15 protein-coding genes are annotated in these 14,160 nt (G+C 69.0%); 9 read left to right on the top strand and 6 right to left on the bottom strand.

What is annotated here, in order from left to right; all coding sequences use genetic code 11:
• Positions 1-2 precede the first annotated feature (2 nt).
• Together ACFWCK_RS13765 and ACFWCK_RS13760 are read left to right on the top strand one after the other, a co-directional pair.
• Complete coding sequence (locus ACFWCK_RS13765) at positions 3-1,244, top strand: glycosyltransferase (RefSeq protein ID WP_378806376.1); 1,242 nt, start codon at positions 3-5, stop codon at positions 1,242-1,244.
• 6 nt (positions 1,245-1,250) lie between these two features.
• Complete coding sequence (locus ACFWCK_RS13760) at positions 1,251-2,462, top strand: glycosyltransferase family 4 protein (RefSeq protein WP_378806375.1); 1,212 nt, start codon at positions 1,251-1,253, stop codon at positions 2,460-2,462.
• Between the two features lie 16 nt (positions 2,463-2,478).
• On the opposite strand, the gene ACFWCK_RS13755 is transcribed toward ACFWCK_RS13760, so the two are convergent.
• The gene (locus ACFWCK_RS13755; protein WP_378806374.1) at positions 2,479-2,607 is read right to left on the bottom strand and encodes a hypothetical protein; all 129 of its coding nucleotides are present in this window, start codon (positions 2,605-2,607) and stop codon (positions 2,479-2,481) included.
• Positions 2,608-2,673: 66 nt separating this feature from the next.
• On the opposite strand from ACFWCK_RS13755, the gene ACFWCK_RS13750 reads away from it, so the two are divergent.
• Positions 2,674-3,213, top strand: coding sequence for a hypothetical protein (locus ACFWCK_RS13750; protein WP_378806373.1), 540 nt, complete (start codon positions 2,674-2,676; stop codon positions 3,211-3,213).
• Between the two features lie 108 nt (positions 3,214-3,321).
• Here ACFWCK_RS13750 and ACFWCK_RS13745 read toward each other — a convergent pair whose 3' ends face one another.
• The 4 genes from ACFWCK_RS13745 to ACFWCK_RS13730 form a co-directional block, all read right to left on the bottom strand.
• Positions 3,322-5,349: a hypothetical protein gene (locus ACFWCK_RS13745; protein WP_378806372.1), complete on the bottom strand. Its 2,028-nt coding sequence runs from the start codon at positions 5,347-5,349 to the stop codon at positions 3,322-3,324.
• A 766-nt stretch (positions 5,350-6,115) separates the two neighbouring features.
• Positions 6,116-6,805, bottom strand: a complete 690-nt coding sequence (locus ACFWCK_RS13740; RefSeq protein WP_378806371.1) for a biotin/lipoate A/B protein ligase family protein — start codon at positions 6,803-6,805, stop codon at positions 6,116-6,118.
• 5 nt (positions 6,806-6,810) lie between these two features.
• Positions 6,811-7,335, bottom strand: coding sequence for a hypothetical protein (locus ACFWCK_RS13735; protein WP_378806370.1), 525 nt, complete (start codon positions 7,333-7,335; stop codon positions 6,811-6,813).
• A gap of 89 nt (positions 7,336-7,424) precedes the next feature.
• Positions 7,425-8,111, bottom strand: coding sequence for a hypothetical protein (locus ACFWCK_RS13730; RefSeq protein WP_378806369.1), 687 nt, complete (start codon positions 8,109-8,111; stop codon positions 7,425-7,427).
• Between the two features lie 202 nt (positions 8,112-8,313).
• Between ACFWCK_RS13730 and coaBC the strand changes: the two genes are divergently transcribed.
• From coaBC to pucL, 6 genes are all read left to right on the top strand, one after another.
• Entirely contained in the window at positions 8,314-9,531 is a 1,218-nt protein-coding gene (gene coaBC / locus ACFWCK_RS13725) for a bifunctional phosphopantothenoylcysteine decarboxylase/phosphopantothenate--cysteine ligase CoaBC (RefSeq protein WP_378806368.1), read from the top strand.
• 89 nt (positions 9,532-9,620) lie between these two features.
• The gene (locus tag ACFWCK_RS13720; RefSeq protein ID WP_378806367.1) at positions 9,621-10,493 is read left to right on the top strand and encodes an HpcH/HpaI aldolase/citrate lyase family protein; all 873 of its coding nucleotides are present in this window, start codon (positions 9,621-9,623) and stop codon (positions 10,491-10,493) included.
• A 22-nt stretch (positions 10,494-10,515) separates the two neighbouring features.
• The gene (gene bcp, locus ACFWCK_RS13715) at positions 10,516-10,983 is read left to right on the top strand and encodes a thioredoxin-dependent thiol peroxidase (RefSeq protein ID WP_378806366.1); all 468 of its coding nucleotides are present in this window, start codon (positions 10,516-10,518) and stop codon (positions 10,981-10,983) included.
• A gap of 382 nt (positions 10,984-11,365) precedes the next feature.
• Positions 11,366-11,869: a 2-oxo-4-hydroxy-4-carboxy-5-ureidoimidazoline decarboxylase gene (gene uraD, locus ACFWCK_RS13710; protein WP_233311817.1), complete on the top strand. Its 504-nt coding sequence runs from the start codon at positions 11,366-11,368 to the stop codon at positions 11,867-11,869.
• On the top strand, positions 11,866-12,207 hold the full coding sequence (uraH, locus tag ACFWCK_RS13705; RefSeq protein WP_378806365.1) for a hydroxyisourate hydrolase: 342 nt from the start codon (positions 11,866-11,868) through the stop codon (positions 12,205-12,207). The genes uraD and uraH overlap by 4 nt, the downstream gene beginning before the upstream one ends.
• A gap of 12 nt (positions 12,208-12,219) precedes the next feature.
• The gene (pucL, locus tag ACFWCK_RS13700) at positions 12,220-13,113 is read left to right on the top strand and encodes a factor-independent urate hydroxylase (RefSeq protein ID WP_233311815.1); all 894 of its coding nucleotides are present in this window, start codon (positions 12,220-12,222) and stop codon (positions 13,111-13,113) included.
• A 252-nt stretch (positions 13,114-13,365) separates the two neighbouring features.
• Here the strand turns inward: pucL and ACFWCK_RS13695 are convergent, their stop codons facing one another.
• Positions 13,366-14,112, bottom strand: a complete 747-nt coding sequence (locus ACFWCK_RS13695) for an SDR family oxidoreductase (RefSeq protein ID WP_378806364.1) — start codon at positions 14,110-14,112, stop codon at positions 13,366-13,368.
• Between the last annotated feature and the right edge of the window lie 48 nt (positions 14,113-14,160).

Below are 14,160 nucleotides of genomic sequence, written 5' to 3'. Positions count from 1 at the left end.
ACGTGACTTCCCCCGGCGACCATCGCCCGCAGGCCACCTCCGACACCGCCGCGTCCGCCCCGGCCGAGTCCGCGGCCCGCCCGCTCACCATCCTCATCGGCGCAGACACCTTCTCGCCGGATGTGAACGGCGCCGCCCGGTTCACCGAGCGCCTCGCCGCTGGCCTGGTGCAGCGCGGCCACGACGTGCACGTCGTCGCCCCCAATCAGGCGTACCGCACGGCTAAGCCTCGCGTCGAGGTGATCGAGGGTGAGGCAATGACCCTGCACCGGCTGCCGTCGGTGCGCTGGGCGCCGCACGACTGGCTGCGGTTCGTCTGGCCGTGGCGCGCGAAGCACTACGCCCGCACGGTGCTCGACGAGGTGCAGCCCGACGTGGTGCACATCCAGTCGCACATCGTGATCGGGCGTGGGCTGTCGCGGATCGCGCACCAGCGCGGGATCCCCGTGATCGCCACGAACCACGTGATGGCCGAGAACATCCTCGACCACACCACGATGCCGAAGTTCATCGACGACATCGTCCTGAAGCTCGCCTGGGCCGACGCCGCCCGCACGTTCGCACTCACCCGCGCGGTGACCACGCCGACCCGCCGTGCGGCCGACTTCCTCGAGCGCACGATCGACGTCGAGGGCGTCATCCCGATCAGCTGCGGGATCGACCGCACCCAGTACACGCCGGTCATCGGCCCGCGTGAGAAGAACCGCATCGTGTTCGTCGGCCGGCTCACGGCCGAGAAGCAGGTCGAGGTCATCCTCAAGGCGATGACCAAACTGGATCCGGCTCTCGACGTGACATTCGACATCGTGGGCGGGGGAGACCAGCGCAAACAGCTCGAGGCGCTCGCGCAGCAGCTCGGGCTGGCCGACCGGGTGACCTTCCACGGGCGCACGACCGATGCCGAGCTGCGCGCGCTGCTGAGCCGTGCGTCGCTCTTCGTGATCGCGTCGATCGCCGAACTGCAGTCCATCGCGACGATGGAGGCGATGGCGTCGGCGCTGCCGATCGTCGCCGCAGACGCGGTCGCGCTGCCGCACCTCGTGCACGACGGCGGGAACGGCTACCTGTTCGAGCCCGGCAACGTCAACGAGCTGGCCGCGCGCCTGACCGACGTGCTCACCGCGAGCCCGGCCGAGTACGAGCGGATGCAGCGGGCCTCGCTCGACGGTGTGGCCGTGCACGACATCAACCGCACGCTGGACACCTTCGAGGCGCTGTACCGCGACGAGCCGCTGCCGGAGTAGACGCGGATGCACATCGTCTTCTTCGGCGACCAGCACGCCGAGTCGCTGGGCGGGGCGCAGGTCTCGATGCGGCTGCAGCGGAAGTACCTGGAGCGGGCGGGGCACACGGTCACGATCGTCGCGCCACGGATGCACTCGGCGCGCGGCACGGACGCGGCGGGGGATCCCGGCTACATCGACCTCCCCTCGGTCCCGATCACGGCCGACCGCGAGTACTCGCTGACCTGGCCCGGGCGCCGCACCGACCGCTTCCTCGATCAGGCGCTCACTCGCCGTCCGCCGGTGGACCTCGTGCACGTGCAGGCCGACTTCTGGGGCGCCTTCATCGGGCACCGTTTCGCGCATCGGCACGGCATTCCCGCCGTGCACACGATGCACAACCGCGTCGACGTGGGCATCGCCGCGGTGACCCCGCTGCACCGGCCGGTGCTCGGAGCGCTGAACCTGTGGCGGCGCGCGGCGCTGCGCGGGATCGGGATGCAGCCGCGCGGTGCCGACGGGTGGGCGTACCTCGCGGGGATCGCCGCGGAGTCGCGCGCGGTAACCGCGCCGTCGGGGCACTTCGCCCGCCGGCTCGAGCATCACGGCGTCTTCGGATCCGTGGACGTCATCTGGAACGGCATCGACGACGAGGTGCGCGAGCAGGTGCTCGCCGCGGCGCCGGGCGAGCGGGCGCCGGGCCGACCGCGCTTCATCTGGCTCGGTCGGATGAGTCCGGAGAAGCGTCTGCTGCCGTTCCTGGAGGCCGTCGTCGCGAGCGACGTGGACGCGGACATCGAGATCGTCGGCGGCGGAGGCGAGCGCCGCGCCGCCGAGCGCATCGCCGCACGCGCCGGGCGACCCGGCATCCACTTCGCCGGGCGGATCGGCTACGCCGACGTGCTCGCCAGGATCGCCGTGGCGGACGCCGTCGTGCAGACCTCGATCGGCTTCGAGACTCAGGGGATGACGCCGTTCGAGGCGGCGACCCTGGGCACCCCGACGGTCGTGAGCGACCCCGACATCGCGAGCGAGCTGCGCGGCGGGCTGTGGGCCGTGCCCCCGGTCGGCAACGAGCCCGGACGCGTGGCCTCGCTCGCCGAGACGCTGCGCCTCGCCGCGTCGGACATCGCGGCCGGTCGTGCGCCCGAACCGGATCCGCAGGTCGCCGCCGACTTCCGGCAGTCGTCGCGGACCGCGGCGATGCTCGAGGTGTACGAGCGGGTGCTTCGGGGTTGAGGCGGGGGCGGACGCGTCAGAGCGCGGCGCTGATCAGGTTCGTCATGAGGGCGAACAGGATCCCGACGACGCCCGCTCCGCCCACGCCGATTGCGGCGAGACCGGGACCCATCGGTATGCGCTCGCGGTCACCAACGCGACCCACGAAGAAAGAATGACCTCACGAAGGGGCAGCTGCAAGCATGTCGGCGGCGTGCGCCAGACTTCTCACATGTTCGACTATTCGATGCTGATTGCGCCAGTTGCAACGGTGGTAGCTGCAGGTCTGGGCGCATACTTCAGTGGACGAGTGGGTCAGCACAACGCCGAGACAGGTTGGCGACAAACCCGTCGCCACGAGCTCGCGGACGCCGCCATCGCGTCAGCTCTCGCCCTCCGAACCGCTCTGCACGAAAGCGACCCCGAATGGACCGCCCGCGAATGGGAACGCGTGCTCGGTAACACGTACGACGCACTCGATGCGGCGAAGCCCATTCTTCCAAGGCAGATGCTGCACCTCCGGCGAAGCATTCGTGACGCATGCGGAGAAGCATGGGGTGCTGTCGCGGTGTTCGACCTTGGGGACATCGATGAGCAGCTTGAGCTCACCGAGTTCGACCCGCGCTGGACGGCGTACGCGCGCGACTACACGGGCGTGGCCATCGAAGCACTGCAACGGTGGCGCGAGGCTAAAGAACGCGATGCGGTGAACGTCGGCGCACCAACATACGACGACTGGCTTCGCGCGACGGGCCGATACCACCGCTCTTGAGTAGGTGCGTCGACCCGATTGTTCAACGAACGGCCACCGTTTGCCTTTTTCCGAGCGCTGATCTCAGCCTCCGAATAACATCAGCGCATGGCGCCGACCCTAGCGCATTCACTCGAGTTGGTCAGCTCCTTCGAGCGAAGATGCGAGCGCCGACAGGCGAAGCGCAATCGTCGTTGCAGGCTCAACGGCCAGGTAGTGGTTTTCTCTTAGCGATACGCCCGCAATGAGGGGCGACGTGAGTAGATCAGCGGCGGTTTGAAGGTCCTGCTTGTCAGCCTTGATCGCAAACTGATCACGAATTGCGCGGTACATGCCGTCGAGGTCGAGGCCTGCGGTGACATTTGGATCGTTCTCCGCGGCCTCGCGCAACAGAACGGTCAGCACGATGCCGACCAGCCCCTCCTTCGCGCTCCGCACCGCTAGAGACTGCGCGAGGGCCTGATGGGCATCATTACCTTCTAGAAGGGCCTTGAGGTCGTCGCGTCCAAGCGGGGTCGTGGAGTGTCTTCGTACGAGCGACGCAAGGAAATTGGTTGAAATGAGGGCGATCTGTTTTTCCGCCGCCCAGCTTGTTAAGCGCCCCGCAAAGCTCGGTCCCACGATCGCCGCGAGAGATGCCCTGTACTTCCGCTTGTGGTCCTCGATCGCATCCAGCTTGACGGCATTCTCGCTGACGACACCGTGAGCCGACGACTTGGCATCGATAATCGCGACGATACGATCCTTCGGTTGCGTACCGATCTCGACCACCACGTCGGTGTTTCCTGGGCCGCCGACGACCTTGGAGACGGCCCCCAAGTAGCCGAGAGCGGCTGCCACCGCTCGTTCGAGTCGTTGTGGCTGCTCGGACCGTGTGCTGGCCACCTCCAACTCCCTGGCGATCTCCTCAGATGTCGGCCCAGTATCGTCAGCGACACCAGGGGCAGCCAACTCTCCGGTGTCGTTTGTGAGCGAGCGGCGAAGCGGGAGCGAGGCAGCCAGATCACGCCCGAAGGCCGTGCTGGCAAAGCGTGCGTACCCGATCTCGCGGATGGCGCCGACCTCGAGAAGGAACGGCAGAATCCGTGCTACGGCAAGAGCAGATGTGCTTCCTTCGCCATATCGTGCATCGATCGCTGCAGCTAACGCTGGGGCGCGATTTGCTTCGTCCACCAGATCGATCAGCTCACCGACGGGGAACGTCTTGGCATGAAGTATCCGAACTAAGTCAACGGAGGACCTTGATTCGAGCCACTCGCGAGCAATAGGGCTTGCGGAGAACGTGGATCGGCCAGTCGGCTCGAACAAGCCCCAGCCGCGCAAAGTCCCGAGCGAGGACTTGGCGCTACTCTCGCTGAGGCCAAAAGTCGCGCGGGTGGTGGAAAGGAAGTCCTCGATTGAAACCTGATCGGCCGCAAGCTCAATGAGCGTCGCGACTGACTTGTTCACCGGGCTTTCAGGGTTGGCCGGGAGGTACCCCAGTCCCCGGCGGCGGTCGGCGTCGATGGACGGGTCCGCGGCAAGCGTCATCAGGAGCGCCTCGATCGCCGGGCCAGATGCCGGAAGTGGCTGGGTGGACTGATCGCCTTCTTCTGAGGAGTCGAACATGTGTAGGGAGAGAGTGGGCAGGATCTCTCTGCCAGTATCCGTAATTGCGTAGAAGTTGTTGTACAGCCGCTGAGCGAACCCGAGCGAGATGAGCCATGTCATCCGGCGTCTTACCTGGTCTCGGCTTCGCCAGTCGAGCTTGTACTCGTCGTTTGCGAGGTCGTGAAGCTCCACCATTTCGCGAGGACGGTCGCTGATGGCGGAAAGGAGCTCGCCTACGAACTTCGCTCTCGCATGAATCTGGCGCAGCAGACGATCAGGGGATGGGTCTTTCAACCACTCACGCCCAGCGGCTCCGATTACAACCTGACGCTCGGCCGTCCGGTTCACGAGGTCGAAAGGCGCCAACTGATTCGCGTACTGCTCAAGCGTGTACTGCGTATCGGAATCGGGGTTCGTGAAAGTCGTCTCTCTGGCGAGCGGACCCGATTCGTCTAGCCACTTCATCAGATGAAGCAGCTGATCCCGCCACCTGTCGGTCGGGCTGGGAAGGGTAGGCACCGCGCCCACTTTCGCCAACCACGGGAGTTCTTCAACCTCGGATTCCATAGCTTGACGATACTGTTCCAAACCGACACCCCTTTCGTGCGGACCACCACACCGTGGCCGTGACCATCCGAGAGACGCATCCTCGGCAGTTGCCGCGCGTTGGTGACGCGACGATGCGCCATCCCTGCAGGCGAATAGGACCGCTGTCCGGACGCGTCGATCGTCGGAGTTTGCCCATTACAGGCTTCCCGAAAGTCACAGCAGCGGCTCCTGGACGAGTTGCGGAGCAAGACGTACGAGGCACTACAGATGTGGCGTGAGGCGTCCATTTACGCGAGCCGCCTCGGGCGACCGGATGTCGAGCGTCGCAGGCTCCAGGAGATCGTGACCGTCTGCAGAATGGTCAAAGCTGCCGGCGGCAATTGCTGAAACACCTGTTGACGCGCGTGCCGCGTAGCGCGAACCCGCTTGGCGGGGAGGACCGCGCCGCGGGCGCGGAATGACCTCCTTCGCATCGCATCGACCGGGGCGCCGGCGCAATCTCCAACTTCTCGGCAATTCTCCCCACCCATCGGGCACTTATGGGGGCGCGCGCCTACGCGGCTGCCTGCTGATTTCCGCGACTGTGTTCCCGTCAGTTGGGGAGCCGACGCTTGGGAGCAGCAATGGGGAATGTCACACCGGACCACGCCGTCGCTGGCGACGAGCTAGGCGATAGGGCGACACCTGCAGGCAACGACGAACAGCCGAAGAAGTCTTGAGGACTGGCGGCCGACCCCGCCTAGACCGCTCCAGCGGTGGGGCGCCGGCGGCGTCACCATGTCGGTCAGGCGACCAGCGCTCCCGCCAGCGCGTTCTCGACGTCCTTGCGCGAGGCGGCAGGAGCCTCGGTGAGCATCGATCCGAAGGTCCGCGGATCCCAGTCGAGCCCCAGTGCGGCATTGGCCTCCGTGAGCACGGCGACGAAACGGTCGACGGGACCGAACGCGAGCATCCCGCTAAGCAGGCGTGCGCCACGCACGCCGCGCTGCGATGTGCCGACGAGCTTCACGGCGCCGCGGGCGTTGATGCTGTACTCGCCGGGGCAGTACTCGCCGGGCACCTCGCCCAGTCGGGCATCGACGCCGAGCCCGCGTAGCGCGTCGACGATCGTCCTGCCCGCCTGCGCGAAGAACGCGGTCGGGTCGGCATGCGCCTCCTCGCGCTCGACGAGGTCGAAGACGAGGCACGTCTCGTCGTACGCGACGGCGCGGCCGCCAGTCGGGCGGATCGCGGGCGTGAACGCGAGTCGTTCCGCCGCCGCCACGGCGACCTCGTAGCCGGGCATCAGGCTCTCCCGCCGGGTCAGTGCGAGCGTCGGCACCGGTGTGTAGAGGCGGAGCAACCGCTGAGGGCCCGCTCCGGTCGCGACTTCGCGCAGCAGTTCGACTGAGCGCGCGAGGTCATCGTTCGACGCCGACGGCTGCCGGATCACCCGGCCGGGAACCACGGGAAGCCGGGGAGAGGAGGTCACCATCGGCGTCAGGGGATGAAAGTGAACACGAACTGCAGCACCAGATACACCGCGCCGGAAATGCCGAGGCCCAGGGCGATCCCCGAGCGGAGGCGCCCCGGGCGGCGCGGAAGCCCGATCAGGGCGAGCACGACGGCGCCCGCGTACAGCAGGAAGAGGGCGACGTCGATCGCCATCGACACCGGCTGCGGCAGGGTCGCATCGCTGGACACGGCGTACGCCACCGAGAGTCCGATGTAGCGGAGCACCTCCAGGGCGAAGGCTGCCGAGGCCAGGACGACCGCGGTGGTCGCGATCCCGGCGCCCTTCGCCGGATTCTGCGGAGCGGCTGCGCCCGGGTCGCCGTTCGCCGGGTATCCGTATCCCGGGTATGTCGGCGCGAGCGGCTGAGCCGGCGCGGGTCTCACGTCCCCGACGGGCGGCACGAATCCGGGGGCCGGAGGTTGGTGAGGCATGCCGGCGGGCGCGGCCCCGGGATGCAGGTTCGCGACCGGCGGCTGAGGCGCGGAGAAGGGCTGCTGCGGATCCGTCATGCTGAGAACGTACCGCTCCTGCACGGCGGCGACGCGAACGGACGGGGCGACCCTCCGGCCGGGTTCGCCGGGGGTTGCGCCGGGCGTGCTCAGCCCCAGTGCGCGGGTGAGGGGAGCCTGTGGTAGCGCACGTCGATGCCCTCCGCGCCGACCGAGGCCGTGCAGTAGAGCAGCGACTGCGTCGGGTACCCGTGCGGGCGGTTGTCGCGGATGATCGCGCGGTCGTCGGCCGGATCCAGTTCCGCGGTCGTCGCGAGCAGCCGGATCCAGGACTGCGGCCAGTCCCCATCCTGCGTCGGATGCGCGCGGAACTCGGGCAGCCAGCGCGCGATGCGTGCGGTGTCGGCGTCGTCGAGGTCCGAGTGCGCGATCATGTGCACCCCGGCCGGCACCGGGGTCTCGCGCAGCACGGTGCCGTCCCAGGACAGCACGCGGGCGCCATCGGGGGAGACCTCGAGAAGATTGAAGCCGTGCATGCGCTCCGAGCCGGTCGGTGAGACGCCGGCCACGGACGCCAGTGCGAGAGTGCCGCGGGAGACGGCGAGCTCGTCGGGCAGGTCGAGCACGTCGGCGCGGTTCAGCAGCACGGCCAGCCGGTGCGACGCCGGATCGACGGCGAGCCAGGCCCCGCCGGCGCGGCGGTCGCGGATTCCGGCGACACCCGGGCGATCCGGCCACCACTCGCCCAGTGCATCCCATTCGCGCAGCGGATCCTCGTCTCGCACGGCCAGCAGCCGCGCCCCCGTCCCGTCGACCTCGATCACGACCGTGCACACGGGATCAGTCTAGGCAGGGCACCGGAGGGGGAGGCCGTGTTCGCGGCGTTGTGCAGGTCGCTCGCGCCGTCGTGCAGGGCGAAGGCGCGAGAAGGAGCCGTCCGGGGCCCGAAACGGGCGCATCTGACGCGATTTCCCTGCGGAACGACGGGGGATCCCTGCATAACGGCGGGCCACGGGATGCCGATGGCAGAATCGAGGGATGGACATCGTGGTGGGGGTCTCCGGCGGCATCGCGGCGTACAAGGCGGTGCAGCTCGTGCGGCTCCTGGTGAAGGCCGGGCACGCGGTCACCGTCGTCCCCACCGAGGATGCGCTGCGCTTCGTGGGGGCGCCGACGTGGGAGGCGATCAGCCGCAACCCGGTCACCACGAGCGTGCACGATGACGTGGCGAAGGTGCGCCACGTCGCACTCGGCCAGGGCGCCGATCTGGTGGTGGTCGCCCCCGCCACGGCGAACACGATCGCTCGCATGGCGGCGGGCATCGCCGACAACCTGCTCGGAACCACACTGCTGGCGACGACCGCGCCCGTGCTCATCGCCCCCGCGATGCACGCCGAGATGTGGGCGCACCCCGCGACGCAGGCGAACATCCGCACGCTCGCCGGGCGCGGAGTGCACCTGATCGGGCCGGACGACGGCGAGCTCGCCGGCGGCGACAGCGGACCGGGCCGGATGAGCGAGCCCGAGGCGATCGCCGAGGCCGCGCTGCGCCTGCTCGCCCCGCAGGACCTCGCCGGCCTCGCCGTCGCGGTCTCCGCGGGGGGCACCCGCGAGCCGATCGACCCCGTGCGCTACCTCGGCAACCGCTCCAGCGGGCGGCAGGGCGTGGCCCTCGCCGTCGAGGCGGCGACCCGCGGCGCCGAGGTCGAGCTCGTCGCGGCGAACCTCACGGGCGACGTCCTCGCCGAGGCGGGACATCCGCGGATCCGGATCCGTCGTGTCGCGACGGCCGCGGAGCTCGCGACCGCGATGAAGGACGCCGCCGCCCGTGCGGATGCCGTGGTCATGGCGGCGGCGGTCGCCGATTACCGGCCCGCGCAGGCCGCCGCGCACAAGCTCACCAAGGAGGACGGGATCTTCGAGCGCATCGACCTCGTCGAGAACGAGGACGTGCTGGCGGCCCTCGGCGCGGCTCGCCGCGAGGGCAGGGCGCCGGAGGGGCAGGTCATCGTCGGCTTCGCCGCGGAGACCGCCACGGATCCTGCCGCCCGGCGCGAACGCGCCCGCCGCAAGCGGGAGCGCAAGGGCGCCGATCTGCTCGCCGTGAACCTGGCCGACGCCGAGCACGGCTTCGAGAAGCACGACAACGCCGTGGAGGTCATCGGTCCGGACGGAGCTGTGATCGCGACGGCCGCGGGGTCGAAGCGTGCCGTGGCTGCGGCGCTCTGGGACGCCGTGGTCGCACTGCGCGGCTGAGACCCACGTCCGCTCCAGGCTGGCGCCTGCGTGCGACCAGGAGTACAGTTTTCGTATTGTAAAAGTCAAGTTTCACAGAATGGAATGAAATGAACGCTCCGCTGCCCACCCCTGGCCCGCGCGAGATCGCGCCGGAGCTGGCGCGCTCGTGGCTCCTGGTCGCGGCGACGAGGCCGGAGACGTTCGACGACGCGGCGCGTTCGCATGCCGACGCCGTGGTGCTCGACGTGGAGGACGCCGTCGACGCCAGCCACAAGGACTCCGCGCGCGACGACGTCGTGCGCTGGTTGCACGGCGCCGACGAGAACGGCAACCCCCACCGCGCCTGGGTGCGCATCAACGACGCGACGAGCGAGCACTGGTCCCCGGATCTGGACGGGTTGCGCGACGCTCCGGGGCTGCAGGGCGTCATGCTCGCCAAGACCGAGTACGGCGGCCAGGTCATGGACACGTTCAATCGCCTGGGCGCGAAGGTGCCCGTGGTCGCGCTCGTGGAGTCGGCCGTCGGCATCGAGAACGCCACCGAGATCGCCCGGGCGAAGGGCGTCTTCCGGCTCGCCTTCGGCAGCGGCGACTTCCGCCGCGACACCGGCATGTCGGCCGACCGCGAGGCCATGGCCTACCCGCGGGCGCGCCTGGTGATCTCCAGCCGCGCGGGCGGGCTTCCCGGCCCGATCGACGGCCCGACCGTCGGATCCAGCCACCCGATCCTGCGCGAGCAGTCGGCCATCACGGTGTCGATGGGCATGACCGGCAAGCTCTGCCTGCAGGCCGACCAGACCCCCGTCGTGAACGAGGTCATCAGCCCCACCCGCACCGACGTGGAGTGGGCCTACGAGTTCCTCGAGGACTTCGACGCGCGTGGCCGCATCGTCCGCGACGGCAGTGACCTGCCCCGCCTCGGCCGCGCCCGCAAGATCATGCAGCTCGCCGAGGCCTTCGGCGTGCTGCCCACCCGCTGACCCCCATCCGAACGGAGACATCATGACCACTCGCCTCGCCGCCGGCGACACCGCGCCCGCCTTCGCCCTCGACGACGCCGACGGCGCTCGCGTCTCGCTCGAGGACTACCGCGGACGCAATGTCGTCGTGTACTTCTACCCCAAGGCCGCGACCCCCGGCTGCACCACCGAGGCCTGCGACTTCCGCGACAGCCTGTCGTCGCTCGACGCCGCCGGCTACTCCGTGATCGGCGTCTCGCCCGACGAGGTCGCCGACATCCGCGCCTTCTCCGACGCCGAGGGCCTGACCTTCCCGCTGCTCGCCGACACCGACGCCGCCGTGGCGCAGGCGTGGGGCGTGTGGGGGGAGAAGACCGTGGGCGATCGCACCTTCGACGGCGTCATCCGCTCCACGTTCGTGCTGGACGGCGACGGCGTCGTGCAGCGCGCCGAATACGGCGTCGACGCCTCGGGCCACGTGGCGCGCCTGCGCGCCGAGCTCGGCGTCTGACGCGAGCCCGTCGCCCGGATCACGTCGTGCAGAGCGCATCTCCGGAGATCACTGGGGGTGCGCTCTTCGCGTCCTCCGTGCGACGATCGGCACACGGTGCGACGATCGGCACACGGTGCGACGATCGGCACACGGATCCACGTCAACACGTGTGCTGATCGTGACAGGGTGTGCCGATCGTGACGCCGGTCTGGGGCCCGATCGGGGAACTTTCGCGGATCTGCTTGACTTCCTCGGATCCGGTCCGCACAATAGTTACACATGCTGAAACAACAGTTCCGGCATACGGAAAGTCATCCACTGGATGAGATCAGATCCTGTCGATAGGATCCGACCGTATAGCCCTTACACGCCGGATGCCAGCATGGCCTGAGGATCGAAGATGTTGCTCGAGGAGTTCAACTCCACCGGCCGCGCCGACGCCATCGCCGCCGTGAAGCCCGCACTGGACATCGTCCGCTGGATCGACGCGATCGTCGACGGCCGCCCGTACGCCTCGGTCGACGCGCTCTCCGCCGCCGCCCTCGAGGTCGCAGCGCCGCTCGCCGAAGCCGAGCTGGACGGGGCGCTCGCGCACCACCCGCGCATCGGCGCCAAGGTCGACGGCACCAGCGCCGAAGCCGCGCACTCGCGTCGCGAGCAGCCGAGCGTCGACGAGGTCACGGCCGCGGCGCTCGCCGAGGGCAACCGCGCCTACGAGGAGCGGTTCGACCGCGTTTTCCTCATCCGCGCGGCCGGCCGCAGCGCCGAGGACATCCTGGCCCTGCTGCAGGAGCGGCTCGGCAACACCGACGAGCAGGAGCTCGCCGTCGTGGATCAGCAGCTGCGCGAGATCGCGGCGCTGCGCCTTGCGGCGGCCATCGAGACTGAAGGAGCGAGCGCATGAGCGTCTCCCACGTGACCACCCACATCCTGGACACCACACTCGGGCGCCCCGCGCCCGGCGTCGCCGTCGTACTCGAGGCCCGAGTCGGCGACGGGTGGTCGGGGATCGGTACGGGCCTCACCGATGCTGACGGGCGGGTGAAAGCGCTCGGCCCGGAGCGGCTGGAGAGCGGTGCCTACCGCCTCCGGTTCGACACCGCGGCCTACTTCGCCGGCATCAAGACGGACACCTTCTTCCCGGAGGTGGTGCTGACCTTCCAGGTCGACGCCGAGCAGGCGCACTATCACGTGCCGCTGCTGCTCAGTCCGTTCGCCTATTCCACCTACCGAGGAAGCTAAGAGGAATCCGACATGACCAGCATCATCCTGGGCAAGAACCAGTACGGCAAGGCCGAGAACCGCGTCGTCCGCATCACCCGCGACACCGACCGCCACGAGATCGAGGACCTGAACGTCACCTCGCAGCTGCGCGGCGACTTCGCCTCGGCGCACTTCGACGGCAACAACGAGCACGTCGTCGCCACCGACACGCAGAAGAACACGGTCTACGCCTTCGCCAAGGACGGCATCGGCAGCCCCGAGGAGTTCCTGCTCCGCCTGGGCAAGCACTTCACCGGCGGCTTCGACTGGGTGACCGGCGGGCGCTGGGCGGCCGAGCAGTACACCTGGCTGCGCATCGAGGGCGACAACGGCGAGCACGACCACTCGTTCGTGCGCGGCGGCACCGAGACCCGCACCGCGGTCGTGCAGATCGACGGCGACGACACCACGATCATCGCCGGCCTGCAGGACCTCACGGTCCTCAAGTCCACCGCGAGCGGCTTCGTCGGCTACCCGAAGGACCCGTACACGACCCTCCCGGAGACCGAGGACCGCATCCTCGCCACCTCGGTGACGGCCAAGTGGCGCTACAACCGCAACGACCTCGACTTCAACGAGGTCTACGCGGACGTCCGCCGCCTCCTCCTCGCCGGCTTCTCGCGCAACTACTCGTACGCCCTGCAGCACACGCTGAAGGAGATGGCCGAGGCCGTGCTCGAGGCGCACCCCGAGATCGACGAGATCCGCTTCTCCACCCCGAACAAGCACCACTTCGTCGTGGACCTGTCGCCGTTCGGCCTGGAGAACCCGAACGAGGTGTTCTTCGCCGCCGACCGTCCCTACGGGCTCATCGAGGCGTCGTTCCTGCGCGACGGCGCCGACACCGACCACTGGTCGTGGGACGGCATCGCCGGCTTCTGCTGAGCGCTGCCGCAACGCCGATACGACATGCGGGGCCCGGTTCGCCGGGCCCCGCATTCGTCGTCTCCGGGCGGTCTCACGCCCTCCGGAACCTTGACAAAGACCCCCTCGCGGGAGGAAACTAGTTACGCATCCTGAAAGAACTATTCCATGATTCGAGATTGTTGGATCCGGAATCGAGCACGAAGCCCGGGCCCCGGAAGGCGACGGGAGGGACGAGGAGGTCCGCCGATGATCGCGAACCCCCGCGATCCCTCAGCCGCGTCCGCCGAAGGGCATCCCGCTCGCGGTGATCGTGAGTGCGCCGATGTTGGCCTCCGCGGGCAGATCCGCCATGAGCAGCACGGTGCGCGCTGCGGCGTCCACGTCGAACGTGGGCTCGACCCTGCGGCTGCCGTCGGCCTGCAGCGCCCCGGAGCCGACGCCGAGCTCGTCCATGATCTCGGTGCGGGTGTTGCCGATGTCGATCTGGCCGCAGGAGATGCGGTGCGGTCGTCCGTCCAGGTCGATCGACCGGGTCAGACCCGTGAGCGCATGCTTGCTCACCGCATAGGCGACCGAGAGTGGGCGGGGCGCCTGCGCGGAGATGGATCCGTTGTTGATGATCCGGCCGCCCTGCGGGCTCTGCGCACGCATCACGCGCATCGCGCCCCGTGCGCACAGCAGAGCGCCGGTGACGTTCACGGCGAGCGTCCGCTCCCAGTCGTCCAGAGCGATGTCGGCTGCCGAGACCGCCGGGCCGAACGCGCCGGCGTTGTTGAACAGCACGTCGACGCGGCCCCACTCCCGCACCACGCGGTCGAAGAGCGCGTCCACCTCGGCCTCGACCGTCACGTCTGTCGGGAGCACCAGCGCGTCCGGATGCCCGGCCGCCGTCTCCGCCAGCGCAGCCTCGCGCCGCCCTGCCAGCGCCACGCGGTAGCCGGCCTCCAGCATCGTTCGCGCCACGGCGCGCCCGATCCCCGATCCTGCACCCGTCACCACGGCGATGCGTCCGCTCATCGTCACTCCTCGAACCTCAGACCCGCTGCGCAACCCGCAGCCACCTAC

Source organism: Microbacterium sp. NPDC060117 (assembly GCF_042729315.1).
Taxonomy (GTDB): domain Bacteria; phylum Actinomycetota; class Actinomycetes; order Actinomycetales; family Microbacteriaceae; genus Microbacterium.
This window is presented reverse-complemented; position numbering and strand designations above follow the sequence as displayed.

Bases quoted from the DNA above. Each gene is read 5' to 3' on its own strand.
- ACFWCK_RS13720 (WP_378806367.1), top strand. From the start codon at position 9,621: ATGAACGCTCCGCTGCCCACCCCTGGCCCGCGCGAGATCGCGCCGGAG.
- ACFWCK_RS13740 (WP_378806371.1), bottom strand. From the start codon at position 6,805: ATGGTGACCTCCTCTCCCCGGCTTCCCGTGGTTCCCGGCCGGGTGATC.
- uraH (WP_378806365.1), top strand. From the start codon at position 11,866: ATGAGCGTCTCCCACGTGACCACCCACATCCTGGACACCACACTCGGG.
- ACFWCK_RS13695 (WP_378806364.1), bottom strand. From the start codon at position 14,112: ATGAGCGGACGCATCGCCGTGGTGACGGGTGCAGGATCGGGGATCGGG.
- ACFWCK_RS13760 (WP_378806375.1), top strand. From the start codon at position 1,251: ATGCACATCGTCTTCTTCGGCGACCAGCACGCCGAGTCGCTGGGCGGG.
- ACFWCK_RS13745 (WP_378806372.1), bottom strand. From the start codon at position 5,349: ATGGAATCCGAGGTTGAAGAACTCCCGTGGTTGGCGAAAGTGGGCGCG.
- coaBC (WP_378806368.1), top strand. From the start codon at position 8,314: ATGGACATCGTGGTGGGGGTCTCCGGCGGCATCGCGGCGTACAAGGCG.
- pucL (WP_233311815.1), top strand. From the start codon at position 12,220: ATGACCAGCATCATCCTGGGCAAGAACCAGTACGGCAAGGCCGAGAAC.
- bcp (WP_378806366.1), top strand. From the start codon at position 10,516: ATGACCACTCGCCTCGCCGCCGGCGACACCGCGCCCGCCTTCGCCCTC.
- ACFWCK_RS13750 (WP_378806373.1), top strand. From the start codon at position 2,674: ATGTTCGACTATTCGATGCTGATTGCGCCAGTTGCAACGGTGGTAGCT.
- ACFWCK_RS13735 (WP_378806370.1), bottom strand. From the start codon at position 7,335: ATGACGGATCCGCAGCAGCCCTTCTCCGCGCCTCAGCCGCCGGTCGCG.
- uraD (WP_233311817.1), top strand. From the start codon at position 11,366: ATGTTGCTCGAGGAGTTCAACTCCACCGGCCGCGCCGACGCCATCGCC.